Below are 9,769 nucleotides of genomic sequence, written 5' to 3' on the forward strand. Positions count from 1 at the left end.
AACTGCTGGACCGGCACCTGCACCACCTGCCACCAACCCCTGCCCAGCAGACCCACACCAAGATCAAGACAGACCTAACGGAGTCCTACTAGCACCGCGATGCCCTGCCGTTCGCAGATCCGGATGATCCGGTGGGGGCGGGCGGCCGTCAGGTCGTGGGCACGGCCCGGCAGGGCGGGCGAGATCCACAGCAGCCGTCCTGCGGAGTCGGTCACCACCTGCACGTTCACTCCGTGCCGACGATGTTTGATGCCCCTATGTTCGTCAAGCTGCGGTCATCAGGGACACTGAAGTGTCAGGCTGCTGGTGACACGTGATCATGTCAGCGCGGATCAGGTGGTATGCCTCGCGGGCTGCGTAGCGTTTCAGGCAGCGCATGACCTCGCGTTTTCCCTTTCCTTCGGCGGTGCGTCGCTCCAGGTAGAGGCGGGTGCGCTCGTCTTGACGCATACGGGTGACCACGATGCGGTGCAGCGCGGCGTTGGCCTGCCTGTCTCCACCACGGTTGAGCCGACGGCGCTGGCTCTTCCCTGAGGACTTCTCAACAGGACTGACACCGCACAGGGCGGCAAAGGACGCCTCGCTGGCCAGCCGTTCCGGGTTGTCACCTGCGGTGATCAGCAGGGCCGCCGCACTGTCCGGTCCGATCCCGAGCTGGTCCAGCAGGCTGGGCGCGGTAGCCCGGACCGCTATGGTCATCCGTCTTCCGAGCTCGTTGGCTTCTTGCCGCAGCTGCACAACGCGCTGCGCCAGCAGCCGCAGCGTAAAGATCGCCGTATCGGCTGCCGGGTTGCTCTCGCGGGTGTCGGCCAATCCTGCGCACCGGCGGACCAGGAGCGAAGTCGAGAGCGGCTCCAGCTCCTCGCGGAGGGCGGACGGAGCATTGACCAGCACGGCCTTCAGCTGATTGAGCGCTTGAGTACGGGCTTTGACCGCGGAGTTCTTCGCCAATCGGAGCATACGCAGCGCTTCCACGTGCCCGTCGCCGCTCTTCGGCAGCGCCCGTGCCATGCCCGACAGCGCGCCCCGGGCGGCGGCCTCGGCGTCGACGGCGTCGGTCTTGCCGCGGCGGCGCCGGGTGGATCGGTCGGGCTGGTTGACCTCCACCACCGGAACCTGCTGGGTCGCGAGGTAGCGGGCCAGGCCCGCACCGTAAGATCCGGTGCATTCCACCCCAGCCCGCAGCACCGTCCCGCACTGGCGTGCCCAGTCGAGAAGGTTGCTGTAGCCGGCCGCGGTGGCCGGGAACTCCCCGCAGCTCAGCAGCCTGCCAAGGTGGTCAAGGACGGCGGCAACGTGCACGTCCTTATGGGTGTCGACGCCGAGCACCACCATGCGCGACTCGGGCGCGGCCTCGACAGCGTGGATGGCAGGAAGGGCAGCAGGCATGCCGAGGGTGGTCACTGTGCTCCTGTTCGACGACGTGCAGATAGTCAGTGCGCCGGTCGGTGGAGCGGTCAGAACTGTGACGGTGCCTTCGAGGCCAAGGCCCCTATCGGGACACGCTCCCCCGGCCCGGTGCCGGTACGTGTCGCTCCGGCCCGGCTGACAGATCAAACACAAGGCACAAGCGGCCAGTGAGAGTACGAGTCAAGCCGTGGCCGGAACGACACGGCCGCCATCCTCACAGTGGGAGTAGTCGGCCCGGCTGTCACCGACCCGGTCGCACTCCGCGAGGGTGCCGTCCACCAGCACGTAGTCGGGGTCGGCTTCGCGCAGCGCACGCAGCAGGCCGGGCGCGCGATCGGCAAGCAGACCGACCACCGCGGCCGTGTAGGCATGTGCGGTACCGACGGAGATACCGAAGCCGGCGGCGATCTGCGCGAGCGTGTCGTGCCGGCGCAAGTACACGAGACCGACCAGGGCACGCTGATGCGGCGGAAGTTTGCAGCGGCGGTCACCGTCGCGGATGACGATGAGCATCGTGACCCACTAGACCAGGGCGTGCGGTAGGTCGAGTGCGGCAGAATATGGAACCAACGCGGCTCCTACGCCTGTGGGTTGAGGCTTCGAACACCTCCCTCAACGGCACGGGAGCCTCGTACCTTGCGCACACCACCAGCGTCACCCGATCAGTGGCCATGCTGAAAACGCTCATTGAAGGGATCCACCAGCAGAACCCCCGTCCGGTGGAGGTCGTAGGTCGCGGACATGGTTCCTCCCAGGCCGGGTGATGGACAACATCTAGAATTCGGGATTGGTCTCATCATCCTGAATGTCACATGGATACGTCTCGGGCACTGGCGGGCCGGCAGGGGGCTTTCCGTGAATGTCCCGACACCATCCGCCGACGGGGACTCCCGGCCGTCAGGAGGTGGGGGAGGGCGTGCCCTCTCCCGCGACTCCGGCACCATTCGCCGGACAGGTCCTGAGCTCGGTCGACAAGGAACCCTGGCCGGCTCGTCCCGAGGGGCGGACCACACCCTGCGCGATCACCACGACGCGGCGCGCCTCGAGACCGTTCGTCCTCTGCGCGTGCGGGGTTGCCGAACGAGCGCGACGGCCGGCCTGTCGGGGGGAGCATGGTGGCTGTTGGCCGGGTGTGAGCGGCCGGGCCGGGCCGCCGTCCCGACCGCCGGCCTTCACTGGGGCGGTTCCGCACCCGTCTGTTCGCTCACCATGTACTGCGCGCACCAGTCGGGCCAGTTCGGGTCTTCCTCGCCGGTGCGCTTCTCGTGCTCACCGTGGGCGGCAGCCGCGCGCCGCATCGCGTTCGCCAGGTCGCTTGCGGAGCTGAACGACGTCGGGCCGGGGTCGACACGCCCGGGGAGCCGGGCCGTGACCTCCTGGAGCAGCCAGCTGTTGCCGTCGGGATCGCTGAACGTGGCGCGCGAGAAGTAGCTGCGCCGCTCGGGATCCAGACCTTCGATCGGCCCGTCCGGACCGCGGTGGAAGATCTCGCTCACCTCGATGCCGCCGGCGACCAGCGCAGCCCGGGCGGCTTCGATGTCGGAGACGATCAGGTACCCCTTGGCCGTGCCGGGCGCGGCTGACGTGAGGTCTGTGCCGAACTGGACCGAGCACGCGGAGCCGTGCGGGGTGACCTGAACGACGCCGGGCGGCGTTTGGTCCAGCCTCCACCCGAGGCGCCCGTAGAACTCCTTCGCGCGGTCGATGTCCGAGACAGGGATGACGGCCACTTCCACCTGCATGCCGACGTCTGTGACGCTCATGAATCCGCCCCGTTCATCGGTGCCTCCCTGGGGTGTGCCGGACATCATCGTCGCGCCGCCTTTTCCAACCTCACTCTGAGCTGGTCAGATGCAGGGTGAGGACGGCCTTGACGAGACGCGTGACGCGGATGGTGGAGCAGCGGAGCTTGCGGAGGAGCCGCCAGGATTTCAGGGTGGCGACGGCTTGCTCGACGAGGGCCCGGATCTCTGGGTGGGATCGATTGACGGCCTGCTGTCCCGTGGAGAGCGTCTCCCATCGGCCGCGGTACGGAACACGAACCGTGCCCCTTGATGCCCGGGACGCTTTGTCGGCCCAGCAGAGAATGCCGGCCTCGGCGAGGGTGTCGACGAAGCCCTGCTCGCGGGCTGCGCGGACGTCGTGGACGGCACCGGGAAGAGCGGGTGAGGCCCACCGGGGTCGGCCGGACGGATCGGCGATGACCTGCACGTTCATGCCGTGTCTCGTGTGCTTGCCTGAGTAGAAGGGCCGATCGGCGGCGATCCGTTCGATCGGCAGCAGCGTTCCGTCCAGCAGGACGAACGCCTTCATGGACGCCGTCCGAACCGCTTCTGCGTGAGCAAGCGGAGAGCAGAAATGGACACGCCGACGCCGGAGGGGAGGAAAACCACGCGAAGCCCCTGGTGGAGACGGATTTCTTGGTCGAAAACCGATCTACAGGGGCTTCACCCGTCTGCCACTCCAAGTGTACGGCCCACAAGCCAGGTTAAGGCTCAATGCGGCGAAAATGAGGGTTGACGGGATATAGAAGCTTCATTGGGAATCAGTAATAGGCGGTCGTGCATGGTAGGGTCTTCGGCGTGGGACTTTGGCTACTCAACAACCTGGATACGGCCAGCCTCGCGATCCTCATCGTTGGAGGCGTTGTTGTTTTGTCGCTCGCCGCTTGCTTGGTGACGCGCCGTCTTTTTCCTGAGTTGATCAATGGCGTGACCAATGATGTGTCCCGCACGGTACTTGAACTGTTCGGAGCCATCTACGGAATCGTCCTTGCTTTCGTCATCGTGACCTTGTGGACCGAACTTGAGCAAGTTCAAGTAGTGGTAACTTCCGAGGCTTCAGATCTCGCTGTAATTTCCCGCAACGCGCATTCGTTTCCAGGCGAGGTGCAGGAAAAATTGGACCGTGCGATCGGGGGATACGTTCACGCTGTCGTAGAGGATGCATGGCCGCTGATGCGCGTCGGAAAAAATAGCCTCAGCGCGACATCGGGCAAGCTTGAGGCGTTGTATGGAGTCCTCCAGGATTATAATCCTAGAAATGCTTCCGAACAGGCCTTCTATGGCGAGTCGGTGGAGCGACTGAACGATGTGACCACACAGCGCAGAACCCGCATCCTGGCCGCAACGCAAGAATTGCCCATTCTCCTGCAGGTCCTTACCTATGGGGGAGCGCTGGTCGTGATGATGGTCACCTTGCTTTACGGGGTGGAGAACCTCAAGGTGCAGCTGCTTTTCGTAGGGTCGATCGCATTACTGGTAGGCCTGAGCCTCACCCTCGTCCTCGTCCTTGAACACCCCTTCGCCGGCGAAGTGAGTGTGAGTCCGCATCCGTTCATGGAGGGTCAGCTGAGGAAATACTGGGGCAGGTGACGTGGTGAGGTCCGGCGAGAGATCTACCGGCTCATCGCTGCTCCGTGCCCCGCGGTCGACACTGCCGGGGCCGCCGCCTGACATCCATAGGGGCATCAATGCCCTCCCGGATCGTTCCTCCAAGGCCTCAAGCGGGAATTGCCCCACGGGAGACGCTGAACCTCGAAGGCCATGTGCGCGATCGTGCCCGTAGGAAACCGATGGTGCACCTCCGCTCCCGGGACGTGGGTACCCGGCTGCGCGAGCGTTACGCCACCCCTACGCCCGGCTCGGAGTGAGGTTGGAAAAGGCTCAGTGGCCGGCCTGCCGAGGCTGCTTTTCGAGCACGCGCCGCCCGACAGCCGCCGTGGATACGTCTACTGATGCCGCCCCGGGCGAGTCCCGGTCGTGACGGGTCACATTACGTCGGGTCGGCCGATGCTCCACTGAAGCCGGCTGCCTAGTGTCGTGTCGTCCCTGGCAGCAACGGATCGAAAGCGGGCCCCGCATGCGTCGGCTCACGTACTTCATCGGCTGCAGTGTCGACGGCTTCATCGCCGGTCCGGACGGGCAACACGACTCCTCCGGATTCGACGGCGACCTCAAGGCCGCGATTCTCGCCGAGTGTCCCGAGACCGTCCCGGACCACGTCCGCATCTCCCTGGGCGTCGCCGGCACGGCGAACAAGAAGTTCGACACGGTCGTCATGGGGCGAGGCGCCTACGAATCGGCTCGGGCAACGGGTTCGACCAGTCCGTACCCCCATTTGCGGCAGTACGTGTTCTCCTCGACCCTGATCCGGCCCGACCTCGAGGTCGATGTCGTTGCAGGCGACCCGGTGGAGTTCGTGCGCGGGCTGAAACGGGAGCCCGGCATGGGCATCTGGCTGTGCGGTGGCGCTGTGCTGGCCGGTCAGTTGCTCGGGGAGATCGACGAGTTGATCATCCGTCACCACCCGGTGGTGTTCGGCGACGGCATCCCGCTGTTCCGTACCTCGTTCACCCCAGCCCCCTTCACCCTGACCGGGTCCCGGGTCTTCACCACGGGAGTGGCCGTCACCACATACGCCAAGCAGTAGGAGAACACGTGTTGTTTCGACCCACGACCGAGGCCGATCTGGAGCGCGTCGTAGAAGTGATCGTGGATGAGCCGGTGGGGTGGATCGACGCCGACCGCTACCGGGCCGAGCTGCGGCAGGGGATGTACCGGCCCGAGTGGACCTGGATCGCCGAGGACGGCGGGCGGGTGGCGGCGCGAGCCTTGTGGTGGGGGCGGACGGACAGCGCTCACCCCATTGCCTTGGACTGCCTGCATGTCGACCCCGCGTGCGCCGACCGGGCGGAAGTCGCGGCAGGGCTACTGGTCGCTGGGCTGCAGGCATTCGCCGCTCAGGGCGCGCCCGAACCCCCGCAGTACATTCTGACGCTGCCCGTGGGCTGGCGTGACGACCCGGCTGCGACGGCAGCCGTCGAATGGCGGGGCCAGGCTGCAGCAGAGGCGGGGCTCACGCGGGAAGTGGAACGGCTGCGCCTGGAGTGGACACCGGATTCCGGTCTCCCCCCGGCCAGGGGAAAGCTGACCTTTGCCCCGGCGTCGGACGAGGAGTTCCTCCGGCTGTTCCAACGGATAGCTGTCGGCAGCTTGGACGACGAGACCCGCAGAAACGTGGAGGCCAAGGGCGCCGAAGCCACCGCTCGGGGCGAAATGGACTTCTACCTCGGCTGCCCCGGCCGGCGTGATTGGTGGAGGCTGGCATACGCCCCCGACGGGCAGGTCGTCGGGCTTGCTCTCCCGTCCGCGACACCGTACGCCCGCAACGTCGGCTACCTGGGTGTCGTACCCGAATTCCGTGGCCATGGGTACGTGGACGATCTGCTCGCCGAGATCACCCGCATACACGCGGACACGGGCACCGAGCTGATCACCGCCACCACGGACAGCGGCAACGCGCCGATGGCCGCGGCTTTCGACCGCGCCGGCTACCGGATCACAGAGATCCGCGTGATCCATTCAGCGCCGGCGGCATGAGGACGGCGGCGACACACCCTGCGTCTGACAGACCCGACGACCCTCGCCGCCGTACGAAGCCCCCTGGGTGAGCGCCTCTTTGAAACCACCGGCCCAATTGATGAAGGACGTTACGTTGTCTCCTGATCCGAACACCGTTCACCCGCTGCCTGCCCATGACCGCGTGGTGTTCCTCCGACCAGTGATCTCCTCACCCAAGATTGTCGTGGGCGACTACACCTACTACGACGACCCCGACGGCGCCACAGACTTTGAACACCGCAACGTGCTCTACGCCTACGGGCCGGAGCGTCTGATCATCGGCAAGTACTGCGCCATCGCCGCGGGCACCAAGTTCCTGATGGCCGGCGCCGAGCATCCGACGATGGGGGTGTCCGCGTTCCCCTTCACCATGTTCGGTGGCCGGTGGGCCGAGCAGACTCTGGACATCATCACCGCGATGCCGAGTCGTGGAGACACGGTCGTCGGCAACGACGTCTGGTTCGGCCACCAGGTGACGGTGATGCCCGGCGTGCGGATCGGAGATGGTGCCATCATCGCGGCCGGTGCCGTGGTCACCAGTGACGTGGCGCCTTACACGATCGTGGGCGGCAATCCGGCCCGGCTCATCCGTCAGCGCTTCGCCGACGACGACATCAAGCGTCTCCTGCACGCCGCGTGGTGGGACTGGCCTGTCGAGCTGGTCACCGAACACACCCGTACCATCATGGCCGGGACCCCGGCAGAGATCGAAAGCATCGGCAACCGGCGTGACGAAACCGGCAGTTGATCAACAGCCGTTCGGGCGAGGAGGTGCCGCACGCAAGCCGCGCATGCAGGCGTCAAATTGACCGCCATGCGTGATGCTGCAAGCCGCGCTGGTTGTCTGCGTGAGTGCAGAACGGCGTCCGCAGGAACGGCCAGTGGGTGCGCGGAGCATGCGCGCCATGAGAAGAGGAGGGAGAGCCTGAATGGCTGTGCTCATCGAGGAAGTCGCCGTCGCCGAGACCGGCAGCGGGCCGTACGCGCTCACCAGCGGCCCGGACGGGGCGCTCTGGTTCACCATGGTCCACGGAGGAAGCATCGGGCGGCTTGTGCCCGGAGGCGAGCTTTCGACCCACCCACTCGATCCGGTGTGCGGGCCGACGATCATCGTTGTCGGGACGGACGGCGCCTTGTGGTTCACCGAGCACCGGGCGCACCGCATCGGCCGGATCGCTCTCAACGGCGACGTTACGGAGTTCGCGCTGCCTACGGCGCGGTGCGGGCCGTTCGGGATCGCCGCCGGGCCGGATGGGGCACTGTGGTTCACCGAGACCGCTGCCGACCGGATCGGCCGGATCACCACCGACGGCCATGTGACCGAGTTTCCGCTGCCGGCCACCGGGGCCTTCCCGTCTACGATCACGGCAGGCCCGGACGACGGGATGTGGTTCACCCTGAATCAGGCCAACGCGATCGGGCGGATCGGCATGGACGGAGCCGTCACCCTGCACGCCCTGCCGACCGAATCCGCCGCCCCGGTGGGCATCGCAGCGGGCCACGACGGGGCGCTTTGGTTCGCGGAGATCGGCGCCGGGCAGATCGGGCGCATCACCCCCGACGGCCGGACCACCGAGTTCCCGCTGCCCGACCGCACGTCCCGGCCGCATGCCATCACCCCCGACAGCACCGGGGCCCTGTGGTTCACCGAGTGGGCCGCTAACCGCGTCGGCTGCATCTCACCCGACGGGGCGATCACCGTGCACGAGCTGCCGACCGCCGGCTCGGAACCTCACGGCATCTCCACCGGCCCGGACGGCTCTGTATGGGCAGCACTGGAGATCGGCACGCTCGCCCGCATCACCACAGGGCCGGGCGTCTGACCCAAATCCGGGCGGCAGGGCGCACGCTGCTCGGGAAGCCTGAGCAGCAGCACTTTCAAACGACACCCAAAACGAAAAGAGAACCTCCATGAAATACGCACTCGTGATCTTCGAGACGGCCGAGTCGCGCGCCAGGATCCAGACAGACCGGGACACCCACCGAGCAGCCTACGAAAGCTGGATCGGGCAGATCGCGGCGGCGGGCAAGCTGATCAGTGGCGATGCCCTTGAGACCGAGCACATCGCCGCAGTGACCGTGCGCAAGACCACCGCCGGGGCGTCCACCGTGACCGAAGGGCCGGCGCACCCCGGTGAGGAGACCCTCGGTGGTTGGTTCGTGATCGACGTTGCCGATCGTGAGGAAGCCGTGGAACTGGCCACGGGCCTCCGTACCCCCGAGACGGTCGAAATCTGGCCTCTGCTCGAAACGGCCTGAGTCGCACCACCGGCCACGGGGACAGAGAGATCCCGAAAGGACGCGTCCAAGGCCGATTCCCGCGATCGCAGCCGAAGTCCCAGCGAGCGCTGCCCGGAAGGTCTTTGTGGGCAGCGCCGCAGCGCCGGAAGCCCGCACCTGGACCACCAGGGTCACAAACCCCCGGACGTATAGTGGTGATCACGATGCCCGGTTGCGGCCGGCGACGCGGACCGGGGGGGAGCGCGTGGTGCAGGGACGTGCAAAGGAGCAGTGCCACATCCGTCGGATACTCGACGACGCCCATCGCGGGGAGAGCAACTGCCTGCTCCTGCACGGAGAGGCCGGCATCGGCAAGACCACCCTCCTCGAGTACGCGGTCGCCCATGCCGAAGGCATGAGTGTGCTGCGGGTCGAGGGCATCGAGTCGGAGATGGAGCTGGCCTTCGGCGGGCTCCATCAGCTCTTCCTGCCGGTGTTGGATCGGCTCGATCTGCTGCCGCCACCGCAGGCCGGGGCCCTGCGGGCGGTCTTCGGCTTGAGTGACGAGACCGTGCGGGACCGTCTCACCATCGGGCTTGCGGCGCTGTCGCTGCTCTCCGAGGCGGCCGCCGAAAAGCCCTTGTAGGACTCCGTTAGGTCTGTCTTGATCTTGGTGTGGGTCTGCTGGGCAGGGGTTGGTGGCAGGTGGTGCAGGTGCCGGTCCAGCAGTTCAGCAG

The 9,769-nt window shown here is 66.6% G+C and carries 9 protein-coding genes and 3 pseudogenes; 7 read left to right on the plus strand and 5 right to left on the minus strand.

Going from position 1 to position 9,769, the window contains the following annotated elements; genetic code table 11:
* Positions 1-89: 89 nt before the first annotated feature.
* The 5 genes and pseudogenes from ACIRU3_RS46640 to ACIRU3_RS46660 form a co-directional block, all read right to left on the minus strand.
* Positions 90-248 (minus strand): annotated as a pseudogene (locus tag ACIRU3_RS46640) (transposase family protein); the annotation flags it as partial.
* A gap of 16 nt (positions 249-264) precedes the next feature.
* Positions 265-1,404: an IS110 family transposase gene (locus ACIRU3_RS46645; RefSeq protein ID WP_404070391.1), complete on the minus strand. Its 1,140-nt coding sequence runs from the start codon at positions 1,402-1,404 to the stop codon at positions 265-267.
* A 228-nt stretch (positions 1,405-1,632) separates the two neighbouring features.
* A pseudogene (locus ACIRU3_RS46650) lies at positions 1,633-1,923 on the minus strand (transposase family protein); the annotation flags it as partial.
* A gap of 659 nt (positions 1,924-2,582) precedes the next feature.
* Positions 2,583-3,173: a VOC family protein gene (locus ACIRU3_RS46655; RefSeq protein ID WP_404070393.1), complete on the minus strand. Its 591-nt coding sequence runs from the start codon at positions 3,171-3,173 to the stop codon at positions 2,583-2,585.
* Between the two features lie 70 nt (positions 3,174-3,243).
* Positions 3,244-3,747, minus strand: a pseudogene (locus ACIRU3_RS46660) (transposase family protein); the annotation flags it as partial.
* A 245-nt stretch (positions 3,748-3,992) separates the two neighbouring features.
* On the opposite strand from ACIRU3_RS46660, the gene ACIRU3_RS46665 reads away from it, so the two are divergent.
* The 7 genes from ACIRU3_RS46665 (at position 3,993) to ACIRU3_RS46695 (ending at position 9,678) form a co-directional block, all read left to right on the plus strand.
* Positions 3,993-4,784, plus strand: coding sequence for a DUF4239 domain-containing protein (locus tag ACIRU3_RS46665; protein ID WP_404070395.1), 792 nt, complete (start codon positions 3,993-3,995; stop codon positions 4,782-4,784).
* Between the two features lie 487 nt (positions 4,785-5,271).
* Positions 5,272-5,841 carry a dihydrofolate reductase family protein gene (locus ACIRU3_RS46670; protein WP_404070397.1) on the plus strand — a complete coding sequence of 190 codons (570 nt, stop codon included), beginning with the start codon at positions 5,272-5,274 and terminating at the stop codon, positions 5,839-5,841.
* Positions 5,842-5,849: 8 nt separating this feature from the next.
* Positions 5,850-6,791: a GNAT family N-acetyltransferase gene (locus ACIRU3_RS46675; protein WP_404070399.1), complete on the plus strand. Its 942-nt coding sequence runs from the start codon at positions 5,850-5,852 to the stop codon at positions 6,789-6,791.
* A 100-nt stretch (positions 6,792-6,891) separates the two neighbouring features.
* A complete protein-coding gene (locus ACIRU3_RS46680) occupies positions 6,892-7,560 on the plus strand; it encodes a CatB-related O-acetyltransferase (protein ID WP_404070405.1) in 669 nt (222 codons plus the stop codon).
* A gap of 181 nt (positions 7,561-7,741) precedes the next feature.
* Positions 7,742-8,635 carry a virginiamycin B lyase gene (locus ACIRU3_RS46685; protein ID WP_404070400.1) on the plus strand — a complete coding sequence of 298 codons (894 nt, stop codon included), beginning with the start codon at positions 7,742-7,744 and terminating at the stop codon, positions 8,633-8,635.
* Positions 8,636-8,723: 88 nt separating this feature from the next.
* Positions 8,724-9,071 (plus strand): YciI family protein, encoded by a 348-nt coding sequence (locus ACIRU3_RS46690; protein WP_404070402.1) that lies wholly within the window; start codon positions 8,724-8,726, stop codon positions 9,069-9,071.
* Positions 9,072-9,300: 229 nt separating this feature from the next.
* The gene (locus ACIRU3_RS46695) at positions 9,301-9,678 is read left to right on the plus strand and encodes an ATP-binding protein (protein WP_404070404.1); all 378 of its coding nucleotides are present in this window, start codon (positions 9,301-9,303) and stop codon (positions 9,676-9,678) included.
* The last annotated feature ends 91 nt before the right edge of the window (positions 9,679-9,769 follow it).

Origin of the sequence: Streptomyces sp. NPDC101151 (assembly GCF_044768335.1) — a bacterium.
Lineage (GTDB): Bacteria > Actinomycetota > Actinomycetes > Streptomycetales > Streptomycetaceae > Streptomyces.

Coding starts and splice junctions, on each gene's coding strand:
- ACIRU3_RS46655 (WP_404070393.1), bottom strand. CDS start 3,173: ATGAGCGTCACAGACGTCGGCATGCAGGTGGAAGTGGCCGTCATCCCT.
- ACIRU3_RS46670 (WP_404070397.1), top strand. CDS start 5,272: ATGCGTCGGCTCACGTACTTCATCGGCTGCAGTGTCGACGGCTTCATC.
- ACIRU3_RS46680 (WP_404070405.1), top strand. CDS start 6,892: ATGAAGGACGTTACGTTGTCTCCTGATCCGAACACCGTTCACCCGCTG.
- ACIRU3_RS46685 (WP_404070400.1), top strand. CDS start 7,742: ATGGCTGTGCTCATCGAGGAAGTCGCCGTCGCCGAGACCGGCAGCGGG.
- ACIRU3_RS46690 (WP_404070402.1), top strand. CDS start 8,724: ATGAAATACGCACTCGTGATCTTCGAGACGGCCGAGTCGCGCGCCAGG.